Source organism: Rhodoferax sp. RT4P68 (assembly GCF_056521305.1).
The window spans coordinates 263,089-281,338 of record NZ_JBWMBB010000008.1 but is presented as its reverse complement, the minus strand read 5'-3'; the positions used below and the strand labels follow the sequence as shown (position 1 = coordinate 281,338).

At 68.2% G+C, this 18,250-nt stretch carries 16 protein-coding genes and 1 pseudogene; 1 reads left to right on the top strand and 16 read right to left on the bottom strand.

What is annotated here, in order from left to right; all coding sequences use genetic code 11:
• Nucleotides 1-102 precede the first annotated feature (102 nt).
• The 12 genes and pseudogenes from AC099J_RS18830 to AC099J_RS18775 all read right to left on the bottom strand — a co-directional run.
• Nucleotides 103-471, bottom strand: a pseudogene (locus tag AC099J_RS18830) (Fur family transcriptional regulator); the annotation flags it as partial.
• A 23-nt stretch (nt 472-494) separates the two neighbouring features.
• Nucleotides 495-1,052, bottom strand: a complete 558-nt coding sequence (locus AC099J_RS18825; protein WP_479616811.1) for a DUF3299 domain-containing protein — start codon at nt 1,050-1,052, stop codon at nt 495-497.
• 14 nt (nt 1,053-1,066) lie between these two features.
• The gene (locus AC099J_RS18820; RefSeq protein ID WP_479616810.1) at nt 1,067-2,326 is read right to left on the bottom strand and encodes an ABC transporter permease; all 1,260 of its coding nucleotides are present in this window, start codon (nt 2,324-2,326) and stop codon (nt 1,067-1,069) included.
• A complete protein-coding gene (locus AC099J_RS18815; protein WP_479616809.1) occupies nt 2,323-3,075 on the bottom strand; it encodes an ABC transporter ATP-binding protein in 753 nt (250 codons plus the stop codon). The genes AC099J_RS18820 and AC099J_RS18815 overlap by 4 nt, the downstream gene beginning before the upstream one ends.
• 1 nt (nt 3,076) lies before the next feature.
• Entirely contained in the window at nt 3,077-3,670 is a 594-nt protein-coding gene (locus AC099J_RS18810) for a ZrgA family zinc uptake protein (protein WP_479616808.1), read from the bottom strand.
• A 60-nt stretch (nt 3,671-3,730) separates the two neighbouring features.
• Nucleotides 3,731-4,777, bottom strand: a complete 1,047-nt coding sequence (locus AC099J_RS18805) for a ZIP family metal transporter (RefSeq protein WP_479616807.1) — start codon at nt 4,775-4,777, stop codon at nt 3,731-3,733.
• Nucleotides 4,778-4,959: 182 nt separating this feature from the next.
• Entirely contained in the window at nt 4,960-8,061 is a 3,102-nt protein-coding gene (locus tag AC099J_RS18800) for an HD domain-containing phosphohydrolase (protein ID WP_479616806.1), read from the bottom strand.
• 272 nt (nt 8,062-8,333) lie between these two features.
• Complete coding sequence (locus AC099J_RS18795; RefSeq protein WP_479616805.1) at nt 8,334-8,963, bottom strand: glutathione S-transferase family protein; 630 nt, start codon at nt 8,961-8,963, stop codon at nt 8,334-8,336.
• Nucleotides 8,964-8,976: 13 nt separating this feature from the next.
• Nucleotides 8,977-9,849 (bottom strand): glutathione-dependent disulfide-bond oxidoreductase, encoded by an 873-nt coding sequence (gene yghU / locus AC099J_RS18790; protein ID WP_479616804.1) that lies wholly within the window; start codon nt 9,847-9,849, stop codon nt 8,977-8,979.
• A gap of 211 nt (nt 9,850-10,060) precedes the next feature.
• Nucleotides 10,061-10,423: an AtuA-related protein gene (locus AC099J_RS18785; protein WP_479616803.1), complete on the bottom strand. Its 363-nt coding sequence runs from the start codon at nt 10,421-10,423 to the stop codon at nt 10,061-10,063.
• Nucleotides 10,424-10,426: 3 nt separating this feature from the next.
• Nucleotides 10,427-11,782 (bottom strand): acyclic terpene utilization AtuA family protein, encoded by a 1,356-nt coding sequence (locus AC099J_RS18780; protein WP_479616802.1) that lies wholly within the window; start codon nt 11,780-11,782, stop codon nt 10,427-10,429.
• On the bottom strand, nt 11,779-12,660 hold the full coding sequence (locus AC099J_RS18775; protein WP_479616801.1) for an alpha/beta fold hydrolase: 882 nt from the start codon (nt 12,658-12,660) through the stop codon (nt 11,779-11,781). Before AC099J_RS18775 ends, AC099J_RS18780 begins: the two co-directional genes overlap by 4 nt.
• Before the next feature lie 73 nt (nt 12,661-12,733).
• Between AC099J_RS18775 and AC099J_RS18770 the strand changes: the two genes are divergently transcribed.
• Nucleotides 12,734-13,660: a LysR family transcriptional regulator gene (locus AC099J_RS18770; RefSeq protein ID WP_479616800.1), complete on the top strand. Its 927-nt coding sequence runs from the start codon at nt 12,734-12,736 to the stop codon at nt 13,658-13,660.
• 30 nt (nt 13,661-13,690) lie between these two features.
• Here AC099J_RS18770 and AC099J_RS18765 read toward each other — a convergent pair whose 3' ends face one another.
• The 4 genes from AC099J_RS18765 to AC099J_RS18750 all read right to left on the bottom strand — a co-directional run bounded on the left by AC099J_RS18765 (nt 13,691) and on the right by AC099J_RS18750 (nt 18,240).
• Nucleotides 13,691-15,850, bottom strand: a complete 2,160-nt coding sequence (locus tag AC099J_RS18765) for a xanthine dehydrogenase family protein molybdopterin-binding subunit (RefSeq protein WP_479616799.1) — start codon at nt 15,848-15,850, stop codon at nt 13,691-13,693.
• A complete protein-coding gene (locus AC099J_RS18760) occupies nt 15,847-16,323 on the bottom strand; it encodes a (2Fe-2S)-binding protein (protein WP_479616798.1) in 477 nt (158 codons plus the stop codon). The genes AC099J_RS18765 and AC099J_RS18760 overlap by 4 nt, the downstream gene beginning before the upstream one ends.
• Nucleotides 16,324-16,389: 66 nt before the next feature.
• Nucleotides 16,390-17,403, bottom strand: coding sequence for a Bug family tripartite tricarboxylate transporter substrate binding protein (locus AC099J_RS18755; protein WP_479616797.1), 1,014 nt, complete (start codon nt 17,401-17,403; stop codon nt 16,390-16,392).
• 525 nt (nt 17,404-17,928) lie between these two features.
• On the bottom strand, nt 17,929-18,240 hold the full coding sequence (locus AC099J_RS18750; protein ID WP_479616796.1) for a type II toxin-antitoxin system RelE/ParE family toxin: 312 nt from the start codon (nt 18,238-18,240) through the stop codon (nt 17,929-17,931).
• Between the last annotated feature and the right edge of the window lie 10 nt (nt 18,241-18,250).

Sequence of the window (18,250 nt, the reverse complement as noted above, 5' to 3'; positions counted from 1 at the left end):
GGCGGGGCTGGCCGTGCGGGTCGTGCGAGTGGCACTGGTAGTGCGGATAGGCGCGGCCGTGCTGGCCGTGCGGGTCGCGCGGCTGGTGCCAGCCGGGCCGGCGGCCGAGCAGTCGCCGCAGCGCCCGTAGAGCGTCAGTTCATGGCGTTCCACCGTGAAGCCAGCCGGCGCCAGCTTGTGCATGTCGCCGGGGCAGGCATGCACGTCGAACACCCGCTGACAACTGTTGCAGCTGAAATGATGGTGGTGGTGGTGCCCGCCGGGCTCGAAGCGCGGTGCGGCGCCGGGCAGCTCGACGGTCTGCACCTCGCCAGCCTCGGCCAGCTGCTTGAGGTTGCGGTAGACCGTGGCGATGCCCAGGGCCGGCACCTCGGCCTGTGCGGCGGCGAGGATCTCGGTGGGCAACAGCGGCCGGCCGGCTTGTTCCAGAGCCTGGCGGATCGCGTCGCGTTGGCGGGAGCTGCGTTCCATGTCGCGGATCGAGCGCTGCCGGCCTATTTGTAGGGAACGACGCGTTCGATCTGCAGTGCGTAGCTGGCCACGCCCATGCCCGAGTCCGAACGCTCCACCAGCAGCCGGCCGCTGGCCCAGACCGCGTCCATGCTGCGCAGGCCCTTGATCGGCTTGGACGAGCGTGCATGCACGATCTGGTTGGACGGCGGCGGCGGCGTGTGGATGCAGGCGCCGAAATACGGCACCAGCAGGAACTCGCGGATGCCGTCCTTGCCCTCCTCCAGCGGCACCAGGTAGCCCGGCAGCTTCACCTGGCGGCCAGCCATCTCGGGCACGGTGGGCGCGTTGTCCCAGGCCTTGCGCAAGGCCTCCAGCATCTGCTGGGCGCGCGGGTCGGTGTCGCTGAGGCCGGCCAGCCCCTGGCCGCCCTCGCCCTGCGCGTTCTGCAGGTCCTTGGCCGGGTCCCAACCCTTGGGCACCAGCTGCATCCAGTCGATCTCCTGGAAGGTCTGCGCGGCCACCGGGCCGGCCGCAGCCAGGGCCAGCGCCATGCCCAGCCAGTGGCGGCGGGTCGAGAAATTCATCGGCTTGTTCGTCATGTCATTGCTCCACTTCATGTTCGTGGCGAGAGGCCATCGGCCAAGGATAGGCGGTACGCGCGCCAGCCGGGCAGCACGCTGGCCAACAGCCCCGCGCCCAGCAGGCCAGCCAGCAGCCACCATTGCAACGCGGTCGGCGCGGCCAGCTGCAGGCGCAGGCCCCAGGTCGACTGCAGCCAGGGCGCTGCGGCCAGGACGGCCAGCGCCAGCGCCGCCAGGCCCAGCGCCAGGCCGGCCAGCGTGACCCACAGGCCCTCCAGCGCCAGCAGCGCCAGCACATGCCAGGGGCTGGCGCCCACGGTGCGCAGCACGGCCAGCTCGCGCCGCCGCTCGTTCAGGCTGGCCAGCACCACGGCCATCAGGCCAGCCATGCTGACCAGCGCGACCAGGCCGGACATCAGCAGCAGCGCCTGCTCGCCGGGGCCGATCACGCGCCACAGCTCGTCCATGGCGACGCCGGGCAGGATGGCCATCACCGGCTCGGCCGCAAAGCCGTTGACCCAGCGCTGCACCGAGAACACGGCGGCCCGGCTCTTCAGCCCCACCAGCGCGGCGGTGACGGCGCGCGGCTGCAGCCGGGCCTCGTCCAGCGCCACCGGGGGGGCACCGGGCAGGCGCATGCCGCCGATCCAGTCGGCGTGCAGCGCCTCCATCGCCGGCAGGCCGATCAGCACGCTGCGGTCCAGCGGCGTGCCGGTGCGCGCCAGCACGCCGACGACGGTGAAGGGCTTGTCCGCATGGTCGGCCACCTGCAGCTCGCCCGTGCCATGCGCCAGCGTGATGCGCTCACCCGTTGCATAGCCCAGGCGCTCTGCGACCTCGGCGCCGACCACGGTGTCGAACAAAGCCTCGAACCCCCGGCCCTGCGCGAAACGCAGCGGCTCACGCTCGCCATGGCGAAAGTGCTCGAAGATGCCGGCGCTGGTGCCGATGACCGGGTGGCCGCGGTGCGAATCGCCCAGCGACAGCGGCACCACCCAGGCCACGGCGCTTTGCGATTGCAGCGCCTGCACCGTGCTCCAGCGGATGTTGTTGCTGGGCGTGCCGACGTGGAACACCGAATACAGCAGCAGCTGGATGGCGCCGGTGCGCGGGCCGACGATCAGGTCCGTGCCCGAAACGGCGGACGAGAAGCTGTCCTGCACATCGCTGCGGATGCGCTCCACGCCCAGCAGCATGAAGGTGGACAGCGCGATCGACAGCACCGTCAGGCCCAGCGTGAAGCGCCGGTTCCAGGCGCTCTGCAGCGCCAGGCTGATGAGAAAGGCCTTCATCCGGCGGCCCCGGCGTGCGCACGGTTCAGCGCGGGCAGCGCCAGCTGACGGCCAAAGCGCGCGGCGATGCGCCGGTCGTGGCTGACGAACACCAGCGCGCTGCGCGTCTCGTGGCAGGCGGCCAGCAGCAGGTCGACGAAGGCATTGCGCAGGTCTTCGTCCAGCGCCGAGGTGGGCTCGTCGGCGATGACCAGCGCCGGCGCGCCGATCAGCGCACGCGCTGCCGCCACGCGCTGCTGCTGGCCCACCGACAGCGTGCCCGGCGTGCGCCGCCACAGCGCAGGCGCCAGACCGACGGCAGCCAGCCAGCGTTCGGCCTCGGCCTGCGGCGAGCCACCGCGCGCACGGGCCGCGTCGCGCCGGCTGGCCGAGAAGCGGCAGGGCAGCAGCACGTTGTCGCGCACGCTCAGATAGGGCAGCAGGTTGAACTGCTGGAAGATGTAGCCCACGTGGTCCACGCGCCAGCGGTCGCGCGCGGCACGGCCCATGGCCTGCCAGTCGCGCCCGGCCAGGCGCACCTGGCCCTGGCGCGGCAGCAGCACGCCGGCCAGCAGCGCCAGCAGGCTGCTCTTGCCGCAGCCGCTGGGGCCGTGCAGAAAGACGGTCTCGCCAGCGGCGACGTCGAAGCCGGCGATGTCCAGCACGTCACCGGCACCACCGGGCCAGGCGAAGCGCAGGTCATGCACCGACAGGACGGCGTCACCGCTTTGAACGCAGGGGGCAGCGGACGAGGAACGGGGCTGTGTCATGTCAGCGCGACGCTGCATCCAGCGGCAACCGCGCCGCGCCGCGGCGCAGGCTGCGGGCGAGCTGGCCACGTGGCCCCGCGACCTGGGCGCGGACCGTCTGCACGCCCTTGAAGGCGTCGAACAACTTCACGTCGACGAAGCGCGCCGCATCCGCCCGCTCGCAATCGAAGCGGACGCTGACGGCCAGCTCGGCATGCTCGGAAGCCGGCGCATCCTTGGGCGCCGACGCCGCCGCCTGCGCGCTGGCGCCCAGGCCCAGAACGGCCGAGTCCAGCGTCACATCACCCAGCCGGCAACGGCCGGCAGGGTCGGGCACGAACAGCTTGTCGGCCGCCTTCATCTGCTCGACGAGGGCCGTGACGCGCCCGCGCTCGGCCACCGAACGCGGTGCGCGCTCGAAGCCGACCAGATCGTGCAGCGGCGCATCCAGCTGCAGCACGATGGTCTTGGCGTCAACGGCCACGTCCAGCGCCAACGCGCCATGCGCATGGGCATGCGTCTGCGCCTGCGCCTGGGCGGCGACGGCAGCGCATGCGCCCCACGCCAGCAAGGCCGTCGGTCTGCAGCAGCGGCGCACCGCTTCGGACAGGTTCATTCGATCGTTCCTCCATCAAGCCACGCGCCATCGGACACGCGGCGGGCTGTGTGGTTCCTGCTACTGCGGGGCCGAGGCGGGTGAACCGGGCAGTGCCGGGACGCGTGCAGGCCGTGCAGCACCATGGTCATGCCCCGCATGGTCGCCGTGGTCGGCGTCGTGCGCATGACCATCAACCGCATCCTGTGTGGCAATGGCCGGCCGGCCGTGCCCATGCGCGTGGTCATGCCCGCTGTGCACGACCTGGCTGACCAGCGTGACCACGGCGATGCCGACCACCAGCCAGCCGACCTGTATGGCCGTTTGCGTCTTCGTCATGCGGACTTGCAACTGCGGGATCAAATCGGCCAGCGCCACGTAGACAAAGCTGCTGGCGGCCGCCACCAGAAAATAGGGCAGCCAGTCCCCCACCTGATCCAGCAGCCACCAGCCGACGACGCCGCCCAGCGCCGTCACCAACCCGGCCAGCGACAGCTTGACCACCGCCGAGCGCGACGCGCCCTGCCCCGCCGCGTTCAGCACCACCAGATCGCCGATGTGGTGCGGCACCTCGTGCGCCAGCACGGATAGCGCCGCCACCACACCCAGCGCCGGGTCGGCCGCGAAGGCCGAGGCGATCACGATGCCGTCGCCGAAACAGTGCAGGCTGTCGCCGGCCAGCACCGCCCAGGCACCGCCGCGCTGGGGGTGCGCATGGCCATGGGCGTGGCTGTGGGCATTGGCATGGCCGTGCGCATGGCCATGGTGCGCATCGGCGTGGCCATGGCCGTCCGAATGCAGATGCGGGGGTGCGTGGATGGAGCCAACCGGCTCGTGCGCATGCTCGTGGCCGTGGTGCCACAGCTCCACCTTGTCGAGCAGGAAGAACACCACCAGCCCGCCCAGCAGAACGCTGAACAGCACGCTCGGCTTGGCGGTGCTCTCGAAGGCCTCGGGCAGCAAATGCATGAATGCCGTAGCCAACAGCGCGCCGGCCGCCAGGCTCAGCAGGTACCGCCCGCCGACCAGCACTTGCGAGCGGTTGGCCAGCCGCAGGACCAAAGCCGCCAGCCACACGCTGCCGACGCCGGCTACCAGCGTGGCGATGAGGATACCGATCAGGTCCATTGCGTCATCCAGAAAAAGAAGAAGGCGGCTCTGGGTGGGAGCCGCCTGATGCCTCTAATGATAACGCATGCTCAGTATCGAATTGGCTGGCATGCGGGGGCGATGCTAGCGGATGTCGGCAGCGCAAGGCGTGCGGGCTGACGGTCTGCGCATCGGTCTGCCCGAGAGGTCGGGGCCCAGCTTCAGCTCGCCGCCGTCGCCTCTGGTGCCGTGGCATACGGCCGCCACGGCGGGGACGGCCCCAGGTAGCCGCTGATCTCGACGTGGTCGATCAGCTCCGGGCTCAGGAAACGCTCGGCAAAGCGCAGGTAGACACCGGATGTCAGGAACAGGTCGAACACGTCCGGGTCGATGTGGCCGCGCCGCTTGAAGCCCCACAGGATCTCCACCGCCTCGGACAGGCTCTTGGACTTCTTGTACGGCCGGTCCGAGGCCGTCAGCGCCTCGAAGATGTCGGCCACGGCCATGATGCGCGCCGGCACCGACAGCTCGGCCGCGCCCAGCCCGCGCGGGTAGCCCTTGCCGGTCAGCGTCTCGTGGTGTGTGCCGGCGTACTCGGGCACGCGGCGCAGGTTGTCGGGGAAGGCCATGGCATCCAGCATCATGATGGTCTGCGTGATGTGCTCGTTGACCTTGTAGCGCTCCTCGGTCGTCAGCGTGCCGCGGCTGACGGACAGGTTGTGCAGCTCGCCATGGTTGTAGAGCAGTTCAGGCACGGGCATGTTGAAGCCGAAGCGCGGATCGTCGGCCGCACTCAGCGGCCGCGCCACGCGGTGCTGCGGCTTGTCGTCCAGCAGCTTCTCCAGCACCGGCGGCGGCTGGTGGGGCACCTCGCGCAGCACTGCCTGCGCGCCATGGCTCAGGCCCAGGCGGTCGTCGAAGTGGCGCGACCAGGTCTGCGCGCCGATGCTGCGCAGCCGCGCCACGTGCTCGGGCACCATGTATTCCGCCCCCAGGTTGCACTCGGCAACGAACGCGAAATCCTCCCGCAGCCGGGCGCGGCGCGCATCGCGTGCGGCCAGTGCCTCGGCGCGGTCCGCACCGTCCAGGCAGGCGCTCAGAAAGTCGATCTCGGCATCGCGCCACAGCACCTCGAAGCGGGTGCGGATCTCGTGGATGCGGTCGTAGATGGTCTCCAGCTTGGTGGCCTTGTCGACCACGTATTCGGGCGTGGTGACCTTGCCGCAGTCGTGCAGCCAGGCGCCGATGCGGAACTCGCGCCATTGTTCGGGCGTCTCGAAGCGGAAGTCGGCAAGAGGGCCTTCTGTCACGCGCGTGGCCTCCTCGGCCAGCATGAAGGCCAGCTCGGGCACGCGCGCGCAGTGGCCGCCGGTGTAGGGGCTCTTGGCATCGATGGCGCCGGCCAGCAGCTGCACCATGGAATCCACCAGGGCCGACTGCGACTGCACCAGCTGGTGGTTGTCCAGCGAGACGGCCGCCTGCGCCGCCAGAGCCGAGGCCAGGCGCACCGCCTCCTCGCTGAAGCCGGTGACCTTGCCGGTCACTGGGTCCAGCGCGTTCATCAGCTGCAGCACGCCGATGACCTCGCCCTCGCGCGGCGCCAGTGGCAGCGCCAGCATCGAGACCGTGCGGTAGCCCGAGCGCTGGTCGAAGCTGCGCGTGCCACTGAAGTCGAAGCGCGTGTCCGCATAGACATCGTCGATCACCACCGGCGTGTTGCGCAAAGCCACGAAGGCCGAGACGAAGTGCGCGTTCTCGCGCCCCTGGGCGTCCAACAGCGCGATCTCGGTGGCAGGCAGCGCATCGTCGCGCGTGCGCAGCGCAAAGCGCAGCGTGCGCTGCTCGGTCACGATGTACAGCGTGCCGGCTTCACACTGCGTCAACTGGCGTGCGCCCCAAAGGATCTGCTGCAACAGGCCCATGCGGTCGCGCTCGCGCGACATCGCCAGGCCGGCGCCGATCAGGTATTCCAGATGCGCACGCGAGTTCTCCAGCGCCTGCGTGCCCTCACGGATCGAATCCTTCATGACCGCGTGGGCGGCCCCCAGCGCATCGATCTCGCTCAGCCGCGAGTGCACGCGCGGCGTGGGGCTGAAATCGAGCGCGCGGATGCGCGCCGCATCGTCGGCCAGCGCGCGCAGGCCCGAGACGATGCGCCCCGTGCCGAGCAGCGCCAGCAACAGGGCCACCAGCAGCGCCACGGCGCCGAAGCTGGCCATGTCGTTGCGGGCCTCGCGCATCAGGCTGAGCGAGCCAGACAGCGGCGCATACGACAGCACCCGCCAGCGCTCGCCGGGCACCAGTTCCACGCTGGTCTGGGCCAACACCACAGGCTCGCCCGCCACGTCGGCAACCTCGATCTTGGTGAGGCCGCTGGGCCAGCCGGCCATGGCCAACAGGCCCACGTCGCCGCTCGCACTCAGTGCCACCAGGGGCTGGCCGCCCCAGGCCAGGCTTGCGCCCTCACCGGCCACGCCCGCCACCAGCTGGTTCTGCGGGTCGACCAGCGCCGTGACTGACAGCGGCGCCGCCACCAGGCCCCCGAACAGCCGGCCCAGATCGCCCAGCGCGATGTCGGCCGCCAGCACGCCCGTGCCGTCCGCCAGGTGGCGTGCCATGGTGATGCCCCGTGCCTGCGTCGGCCCCAGGGCCTGCGTGGTCGGCAGCAGGCCGGGCTGCGTCAGCACGATCGCGTCGCGCGCCAGGGCCGCCGCGTAGCCGGGGCCGGAGCGGGCGTCGAATGTGGCGTCGCCCTCACGCACACCCAACAGTTGGCCAACGCCACCCAGGAAGCGCCAGGACTCGCGGCGCGGCCCCCCGCCCGCAACTGGCGCGAGCGCGCGGCTGGCAAAGCGGGTGCCAGCCGGCGCCCCGAGTGCGGCCCGGGCGGCTTCGTCACCGCGCAGCGCCAGCACCTGGAAAAAGCGGCCATCGCGCAGGGTCATGTGCAGAGTGCGCAGATCGCTGATGACCTCCAGGGCCACGATCCAGCGGCGCTCCAGCAGGCCCTGCGCGTCGTCGCGTTCAGGGTCCACCAAGCCCATGCGGGCGGTGACCTCCACCACGTTGCGGGCGCGCAACACCAGCGCGGCCATCCGCTCGCCACCCTGGCGTACCTGCTGCACGGCGAGGGCACGCGCGCTCTCGTGCGCCATGGTCTCGAAGCGGTCGAAGGCGATGCGCATCAAGGCGACGGTCAGCACCACCATCACCACGACGAGCGCCAGCGCCAGCATCACCCGCAAGCTCCACCGGCCCCGCCAGACGGGCAGCGCGCGTAAGCCTGCGCCCGCGGTGGGGCGGGCTTGCGCGGGCGCAGGCATGGGCGGGATAGTCTCAGTCGGAGTCAAAGAGGCAACGTAGATCGTCCGGGATCCAACTCAATACTCAAAGTCATTTGTTTCGCAAGCGAACAGGCGCCCAGCCGATGCGCTACCGATGCAGCTAATGCCATGCCTTGAAGCGCGGCATTTGATCTCAAAAGCTCGCTATGTAAATAGTTACAGCCCATTATTCACAATGCGGAAACGGTCACCTACAACATTTGATGTACCGCCCCGATTGCTTGTGCCCCTGAGCGGGCGCCCACGCAGCCCTACGCCATCGAAGGGCGCTGCGCCATGTCGGCACGCCAGCGCAGCAGGTGCGGGTGGGCATCGCCTGGCTTGCACTTGACGACACGCGCGAAGTCCACCGCCACCACGGCCGTGATGTCGGCCACGCTGAAGGCATCGCCCGCCACGCAGGCGCTGGTGGCCAGCCGCGCGTCCAGCATCGTGAAGAACTGCTGCACCCGCAGCAGACCACGTTCTGCCAGTGCGGGGATCTGCGGATAGTCCAGCGGCCCGGGCAGCGCCCGGTTGGCCATGGCGGGCGCGCTGTTGCGCAGCGCCTCGGCCACCGCCATCAGGCCTTCGAATTCGACGCGCCAGTTCCAGCTGGCGACCGCCGCCTTCTCTGTGGGCGTGCGCCCCAGCAACGGCGGCTCGGGAAAGCGCGCCTCCACCCAGGCGATGATGGCCGCGTTGTCCGTCAGCACCGCGCCGTCGTCGCCCTGCAGCACGGGCACGGTGCACTGCGGGTTGAGGCGGCGAAAGGCCTCGCCGAGCTGCTCGCCGGCGCGCAGATCGACCTGCACCGTGGTGTGGTCCACACCCTTTTCGGCCAGCAGGATGCGGGCGCGGCGCGGGCTGGGTGCAGTGGCGCAGTCGTACAGCGTGATCATGGGAGTGCTTTTTTCAGGAAGGGTCGACGCGGTCTTGGGTGCGGGTCTCGAAATCGCTGGCCGCATGCCGCTCGGGCAGTTGGCTGGCGGGCTGGCCCCAGGTGCGGTTGACCATGCGCCCGCGTTGCGCGGCCGGGCGTTCGGCGATGGCGTCCGTCCAGCGCAGCACGTTCGTGTACGTCTGCACCTGCAGGAACTCGCCAGCCTCGTACAGCTGGCCCTTGGCCATGGCGCCATACCAGGGCCAGACCGCCATGTCGGCGATGGTGTAGTCGTCACCCGCCAGGTAGGCGCTCTCGGCCAGGCGCCGGTCCAGCACGTCGAGCTGGCGCTTGGCCTCCATCGCGTAGCGGTCGATGGCGTATTCGATCTTGGTCGGCGCGTAGGCGTAGAAATGCCCGAAGCCCCCGCCCAGAAACGGCGCGCTGCCCATCTGCCAGAACAGCCAGGACAGGCACTCGGCACGCGCCGCACCGCCACTGGGCAGGAAGGCGCCGAACTTCTCGGCCAGGTGCATCAGGATCGCGCCGGACTCGAACACACGCACCGGCGTGGCGCCGCTGCGGTCCCACAGCGCGGGGATCTTGGAATTGGGGTTGGCCGCCACGAAGCCGCTGCCGAACTGTTCGCCCTCGTTGATCTTGATGAGCCAGGCGTCGTACTCGGCGCCCTGGTGGCCCAGCGCGAGCAGCTCCTCCAGCATGACCGTGACCTTGACACCGTTCGGCGTGGCGAGGGAATACAGCTGCAGCGGATGCTGGCCGACCGGCAGGTCCTTCTCGTGCGTGGCGCCGGCAATGGGCCGGTTGATGTTGGCGAAGCGGCCGCCGTTCTCCTTGTTCCAGGTCCAGACGGTGGGCGGGGTGTAGGGGGTCGGGTCGGGCATGGGGTCTCCGGGGGTGGGGGCGGTGTGGACTATACGGATGCGTTCCACAGCGCGCTGCGCTCACCCCCGGCCGGCCGGCGGCGTGGGCCGGCCCGCATGCGCCCCTCAGGTCGCGAAGGACCTGCGCAGAGCACCACACGCCGCGGTCGCCGCCAGCCTGGCCGGGTACGACGAAGTCGGGCCGCCCAGCAGTCCACGCCTGCCCCCCCTCTCACGCCATGGGCAAAAGATGCTGTCCGTGCAGCTTCGACGCAAGTGCCTCGGGCACCTCGATCTCAAACCCCAGCACAGCTGCCGACAAAGCCTTGCCGTAGTTGTCCAGGCAGAGGCTGCGCGACACGCCGCCGCCCAGCGCCCCGTGGCAGACGAAGTTGAAGGCGCCGATGTTGGCGGCCTCGTAGCGGATCACCTCGCCGCTGATCACGCCGTTGTAGTGGCGCTTGAACCGCTCGGCGGTGAGCTGTTCTTTCAGCAGCGGGTAGAACTCTGGCTCGAACGCGAACACGGCGATGTTGGACGTGTCGCCCTTGTCGCCCGACCGCGCGTGGGCGACATGCTGGAGCTTGACCTTCATGTTTCAACTTTCGAAGTAGGTGACAGAAGCAGGCACTGCCTCGCGTGGCACCAGTGACGACCACACGCCGATTACCTCGCGCGTCCTGTCTGCATGTGGAACGCGCTTGCCGGTGTGGGCGATACCGGAGACCGCCATCCCATCGACTTCCCGGCCCACCTTGGTGGCCTGCTCCCGCGTTGCGGTACGTGCCGCGACGCGCACGGCGATCTCATAAGGCTCCGGTGCATCCGAGGGCGTGGCCGCCCCGTGGATCGCGTTGAGGCCGAGGAAGTCGATGCGGATGTCGTCCGCTTCGAGGCCGACAATGCGAAAGCGCTCTAGCAGGATCTTCCTGGCCAACTCGGCCCTGCGCAAGGCGCCGGGCCCTGCGTAGAAGAACATGTCCTCGCCGATGAAGCCTTCGGTGCAGCCGATCGACACCTTCAATGTCGGCGTCCGCGGCTTGCCCGAAATGCCGCTGACGCGCACCCGGTCAGGCCCGACCTGCTCCAGCCGCGCGGTGGTGAAGTCCACCACCACGTCCGGTGTCAGGTAGTTGGCGGGGTCGTGCACTTCGTACAGCATCTGCTCCTTGACCGTGCGCAGACTGATCTCGCCACCGGTGTCGCTCAACTTGGTGAGCACCGTGCTGCCATCTGGCTCGACCTCTGCGATGGGAAAGCCGAAGTTCCAAGGCTCCGGCACGTCCTTGAAGCCCGGGTCGCTGAAGTAACCGCCAGTCACCTGCGCGCCGCACTCCAGCAGGTGGCCGATGCCGATGCCCTGCCCCAGCTTCGTCCAGTCCTGCGGCTGCCAGCCGAACTCATGCATCATCGGCGCCATGAACAGCGAGGGGTCGGCCATTCGCCCGGTGACGACGATCTGCGCGCCCTGCGCCAGGGCTTGCACGATGGGCTCTGCGCCGAGATAGGCCTCCGCCGAGATCAGGTTCTGGGCAAGACTGGATGTCGGCAGCCCGCTCTCCAGGATCTTGTCGGTGAGGCCCAGCACGCGGTCGGTGATCAGGCTGCCATTCACTGAAGCGACTTTCACCCCTTTGTGGCCGAACTTCTGCAGCCAGTACACGATGCGACGGGCCGCCGCGTCCGGGTTGATCCAGCCCTGGTTGCTGATGATGCGCGTGCCGTTGCCGATGCACGCAGGCAGCACCGCCTGCATGCGGTCGTCCAGGTAGGTGTCATACCCCTCGAACGACGGATCGCGCCGAGCGCGTACCTGCGCCGCCGACACCGTGGCTTCGGCCATGGTCTCGAAGCAAAGGTAGTCGAGCTTGCCCCGTTCGGCACTGTGCCTGGCAGGCTCCACGCGATCGCCCCACCATGCGGAGCCAGCGCCGATGCGGATGGTCTTGGTCATGGGTGGCTCCTGGTGGCGGTTCCCTTCACGCGCCCGAGGAACGCTTCTAGCACCGTCCAGAACGCGTCGGGAGACTCCGCCCAGGGATAGTGGCCGCAGCCCGAAAGAACCGCGAACTGGCTACCGGCCACCCGGTCCGCATTGCGCTTGACAGACGCCGCATGGCCGGTGGTGTCCACCTCACCAGCGACGAACAGCGACGGGACGCGGATGGACGCCAGAATGCTGACGACCTCTTCCTCGGTGTTGGCGCGCACCGCATGCAGCGAACCCTTGACGGCATGGGCAGGCGTCGCAGCGCCGACGCGCTTGACCAGATCCACATCAGGGCCGGACGAGCCCGGCCCCATCATGGCGGACACCACTTCCAGGTTTTTTCGCTGGACTTCGGCAGGGTCGGTCGCCTCGCTGTCGCGCAGCTTGTAGAAGTTCTCTTTCTGCTCTGGCGTCTGGTTGGCCAGATAGCCGATCGAGCACGAGATGGCGAAGCCGTCGATGAGGCCCGGCACCAACTGCATGAGGCGCAGCGCGATCTGCCCGCCCATGCTGTGCCCAAAGACAACATTGCGCTTCGTTCCGGTCGTCGCGATCAGCCGCGCGCACACAGCCGCTGCGTTGGCGATGCTGAAGTCGGGCTCCATCGGGCTCACGCCATAGCCCGGCGCATCCCAGGCCACGACACGGTAGCCGGCGCGCACCAGCCTGCTGGTCAGCGGCTGCCAGTATTCCTTGCCGCCATACGTGCCGTGCAACAGATAGACCGTCGTGTCGGACGAACCGCTGACACAGTAGTCGGGGGATCTTGATTTCCACATGCGTGTTTCCTGACTTTTGGATGGAGGCTGCCGCGTCTGCAAAGGCTTGCCGACGCGGTGCACTCCGGGCTGAGACAGTTGAGTTGACACGATGCTTTGCCGGCAGTCCAATATCTGTTTCAAGCAAGTTGATCACGTGTCGGCATCAATCGCGAGGCTTCCGAATCTCACGCATTTGCGGTACTTCCTGGCGGTTGGCGAGAGCCTGAATTTCCGCGAAGCATCGCAACGGCTGCACGTTGCGCAACCCGCCATCACGCGGGCCATCCAGTTGCTCGAGGCCGAGCTCGGGTACCGGTTGTTCGAGCGCACCACCCGCCGTGTGTCGTTCACACCAGCGGGGCAACATCTGTTCGGTGAAGCCAAGGCGGCTTTTGTCCAGCTGGCGGCGGCGGTTCGCGATGCGCGTCAGTTCGAACTGGGCACCGTGGGGGAGCTGACCATCGGCTATGCAGGCATCGCCTCGGTCTGCGCATCGTCAATGGCGGCACAGTTTCGCGACATGGTGCCCGACGCCCGCGTCGTGATGTACATGCGCACCTCCGAAGAGTGCTCCGCGTTGCTGGCGGCGGGGCAGCTGGACGTCGCCTTCATGCTCACGGCGGCTTGCCATGGCGCATTGCGGCACCGCGTGGTGCGGCGTGATCGGTTCGTCGTGCTGATGGCCAAGAGCCACCCGCTGTCACGGCGACGCGCGCTGAGCCTGGACGCACTGTCCGAGCAACCTTTTGTCGTGGGAGGGCAGACCCGGCTCAAGATCTTTGCTGCGCTGATCGACGATGTATGCCGCAGCGCGGGGTTTCTTCCCAAGGTCGTTGAAGAAGCCAATGACACGGCCTTGTTGATGCAGCTGGTGGTGCTGGGAAGGGGCATCACGCTGTACGGCTCCGAGATCGTTGCAAGCCTTCCCCCGGGCTTGGCAGCCGTACCACTGCTCGACGAGAACGCCGGGTTCGACCTCAGCGTCGCCTGGTCTGCTCGGCGCGAGACGCCGCTCGTGTCGAAGTTCGTGGAACTTGTGGGCAGGCTTGCAAGCGACGAGGAATCTCTGCCTGCGCCTTGAGCTCAGAGCGGCCTCTTCAGCGCAGCGAAATCACCCAGCCAGTTCGGCGAGCCGCTCGAACGTGATCGGCATCGCGCGCGCCCGCAGGCCGGTGGCATGCGCGATGGCGTTGCCGATGGCAGCGGCGATGGGGCCGATGGTGCACTCGCCCACCCCCAGCGGCGGATCGCTGGCGTCGCCGACGAAGCGCACCTGCAACTGCGGTACTTCGTCGAAGTTCAGGATGGGGTAGCTTTCCCAGTCGCGAGAGCTGATGCCGCTTGCGTTCCACGTGACCGCCTCTTTCATCGTGCAGCTGATCGCCTGCAGGATGCCGCCCTCGATCTGGTTCAGAGCGCCGTCCGGGTTGACCGCGAGGCCGCAGTCCACTGCGGCGGTTACCTTGACGACGCGCAGCTGGTGGGTGATCTCCACTTCAACGACGGCAGCGAAATACGCCCCCCGGTTCTTGTAGCGCCCGAACGCAAGACCCCAGCCCCAGTCCCCGGTACCCGGCCGTTCGGGCTGCCACGCAGCATCCACGGCGACGGCCTGCAGCACCCGCCGTGCCCGCCGGTCCGCCGTGTTGGCAAGGCGCAGTTGCAGTGGGTCGATGCTGCGGGCAACGGCCAATTCGTCCAGCATCGATTCGATGGCAAACACATTGGCGTGCGCGCCCAGGCTGCGGAAGGCAGATGTGCGCAGCGGCGGCGATGTGACGAACCGGTAGCCGATGTGGCAGTTCTCAAAGTCGTAGAACGGCACGCTGTTGCGCGTGCCGCCGCCTCCCGCCGGCTCCAGGGGCACATCCAGCACCGGACCGGGCGGAAATGGGCGCGCCAGCTGGCTTGCGGCAAGCAGGTTCACGCCCTCACCTCCCCAGCCGGGCCGGGCCAAATGTGTTGCGCTGGTGGTTGCCTGGCGCCAGTACAGAACGCGGCCGTCGGCATCCGCAGCGGCCTCGATGTCCACCGCCATGGCCGTGGAGACAGGGGCCCGGGCGAGCTCATCGGCGCGGTCCCAACACAGCCGCACAGGCTTGCCCGCAACGCGCGCAATCAGCGCTGCCTCCAGGGCCACATCATCGGCGCCGTTGTGGCCGTAGCAGCCGGCGCCGTGGCCATGGACCACGGTGATCGACTCCTTGGGCAGGCCCAGCGCAGTGGCCAGCGCGCCGCGCAGCGGATACACCCCCTGGCTGTGCGTGTGCACCACGAGCCCGTTGCCCTGCGGCACCGCCACGGCGCAGCAGGTGCCGATGGACGCATGCGCGATGTACGGACGCAGATAGCGGGCGGTGAGGACGCCGGGCGGGACGGGAGCCGTGTTGCCGACCCCTTGCACGGTGCTGTCTGTTGTCGCGAGCGATCGCAAGTGCTCATCCAGCGATTCCGCCACGGGCAGCGGATGGCCGGGCGACCACTCCAGGAAGCGGGCTGCTTGTTCCTGCGCGCGCACCGCGTCGTATTCGCGCTCGGCGCAGACCGCCACGAAACTGCCATCGACCACGACCTTGCACACGCCCGCGAGTCGTTCGATGCTGGCGAGATCCGCATGCAGCAAAACTGCCCCTGCACTCGGAGGGCGAACGACGCGCGCATGGACCATTCCGGGCAGGCGAAGGTCGTGCACAAAGCCGGCGCCCCGCAATTTGCGTTCCAGGTCCAACCGGGGCAATACGTGGCCGACCCAACGTGCAGCCGGCATTGCGAGCGCCGGCAAGCCGATGTAGTCGAGGTCAAGGTCGACCGTAGAACACAGATCGGCATAGCTCAGCCCATCAGCTGGCTGGCCGAGCCCAAACGCGCCTTGCTGCATCTGAACTCCTTCGGGTGGCACGCCAAGCCGGGCTGCTGCGGCATGGGCGAACAGCGTGCGGATCTCGGTGCACACCAGGCGAAGAGCCGCGCCGCCGACCTGGACGGAGAGACTGCCTGCTGTCCATGACTCGTCAGGCGTTTGCCCGGTGTGGCCAGAAGAGATGCGCAGGGTGTCCGGATGCACACCGAGCGCTTCAGCTGCAATCTGCAAGAGCGCCGTGACGATGCCTTGGCCAAGCTCAACCTTGCCGGTGCGTACCTCGATGCTGCCGTCAGGATGCACCGCAAACCAGCGCAAGAGTCGCCGGTTGTCCACCAGGCTGACGGGCAGAGCCGCCGGGGGCAAGGGCTTGTCCGATAGGGCATGGCGACCTGGGGCCTCGGTGGTCATGGCAGCTCCAGAAACTCTTGCGCCGCAGCCAGGATGCGCACGTGCGTTCCGCACCGGCACAGGTGGCGCTCCGCAAGTTTGGCTCGCAGGTGCTGGGGCGTGCAATGCGGGTTGTGGGCTTTCAGTGCCACCAGCGTCATGAGGATGCCGGGGATGCAGTAGCCGCACTGGATCGCGCCGTGCCGTGCGAACGCTTCCTGCACGGCATGGAGCGGGCCCGGTGCAGGTGCCAGCCCCTCCAGCGTGGTGACGTCGCGCTGCTCAACAGACCACAGCGGCGTCTGGCAGGACTGCGCTGCCCGGCCACCAACGTGCACTGTGCACGCCCCACACCGGCCGGCGCCGCAGCCAAACTTGGGCGAGTCCAGGCCGCACTCGTCGCGCAGCACGTACAGCAGCGGCGTCATGGGACCAGCAACAACCTGGTGCAGCCTCCCGTTCACACGCAGATCAAACGGCTTCGGGTCTGTCATGGCGCTTGGTCCTGGTCCCTATCGATCGCCCTGCATGGGCACATTTGTTCGGCACTCGGTTCTCGGTTACGACCCGACATCCATCTTGATCCCAAGCTGTGGCAACAGCTTGCGGTAGCGCTCGATCTCGGACACGTACTCGACAGCAAAATCCTGGGGGCTCGTCGTGACGATCTCGTTGCCGGAAATCTTCACGTAGGCCAGATAGTCCGGGTGCTTCGTCGCCTGGACGATCTGCCGGTGGATGCGGTTCGCGGTGTCCGCAGACATACCGCGTGGACCGAGCATCCCTGTCCACGCCGGCACGTCTGCCTTGATCCCCATCTCCGCAAAGGTGGGGGCGTCCGGCGCCTCGACGAGGCGTTTGCGGTTGGAGACGACAAGCACTTTCACTTGTCCGGCTTTGATGAGGGGCAACGCCACCGAAGTCCCCAACCAAGTGAATGCGACGTGCCCGCCAATCACGTCCGGCATGGGCGAGGCGCGGTAGGGCGCGTGAACGAACTCGGCGTGAACTTCACGCGCGAAGAGTTCGCCAAGAATGTGGCTGGTCTGGCCGTTGCCCAGGGACGCATAGCTGATGGTCCGTGGCTTGTCCTGGGCCGCCCTGATCAGATCCTGCACCGTGCGGTACGGCGAGTTCGCCCCCACCAGCAAGCCTAGCCCCGGTGACAGGGTCATCTTGGAGATCGGCGTGAAGTCATGGACCGGATCGAAGCTCAGCTTGGGATAGATGGCTGCACCCGATGTGTGACTGGCCGTCATGTACAACAGGACCGATCCGTCCGGCTTGGCCTTTGCCACTTCGGCCGCGCCGATCATGCCGCCGGCACCGGGCCTGTTGTCCACCACATAGTTGCGGCCAGTGGTCTTCTTCAGCGCCTCTGCGAACACGCGCGTGTGTGCCTCGACGGGGTTGCCCGCCGGAAACGGCACCACAATGCGTACCGTGTCCCCGGCTTCCTGCGCGCGTGAGGCCCGCATGCCAAACAGCGGTACGGCCGCCGCAGCGCCAACGGCCCTCAGAATCGCGCGGCGCCGTATCGCGTGATTGCCGCAAGAATTTGTCTCAACTGCCATGCCTGTCTCCTGGTCAACTGTGGATCGAACTGTCGTTCCGAACCGGCGTCTTGCTCAAGACCACCGTCCTGCGAAAAGAACCGCCATCAGAACCAGTCGCCTCGCTAGTAGACAGGGTGGCCGCTGGATCGTCCAATACAGCTTTTGCGCGGATTGATCACGCAGCAGCATCAATCCTGAAGGCAGCGTGAAGCCGCGCCGATGCGTGGGTCGGAGGGAGCGCCAGGAAGCCGTTGGACCGACTCCCAGTCGAGGCCGTCTGGACGATGGGCTCGGTCTATGCGCAGGGCAAGGCCAAGCAACTGTAGGCAGTGCACAGCCTGCTGGACGGGGTGGCCTTCGCGTTCGAGATCCGCGACGCCGTGGCTGCAGCGATGGCAGACGCCGAGCAGGCCAGCTACGACTTCTGGCGTCATGGCACCGCCCGACTTCCCGGCCAGCAGGCTCCGCACGCCGATGGCTCCGCGCTGACAGCGCCCACCTTGATGGCGACCGAAAGGGGCGCGAAGCTCGGCCGTCAAGCGCTCAGTGATCGTCGTCCTCGCGCTGGTGGCGAATGGCCGAGACAACCACAAGACTGTCGCTCTCGATGTGGAAGAGTGCCACGTAACCCAGGGCGCCAAAGGGAACGACCAGTTCCCGCTCCAGCGGATCCTCCGAGGCCACGCGGCAGGTGAAGGGGTTGCGTTGGAGAACGCAAAACTCCTCCTGGACGGCGTCCATGGCCCTGGCGGGCAGATCGAGGTCGCCGTGCTGCAGCACCAGGTCGATCAGAAAGTCCTCAAGGCGCTGCAGGTCAGCCAGTGCCTCGGCCGTCAGACGGACAACGTAGCTCACGGCAGGCAGC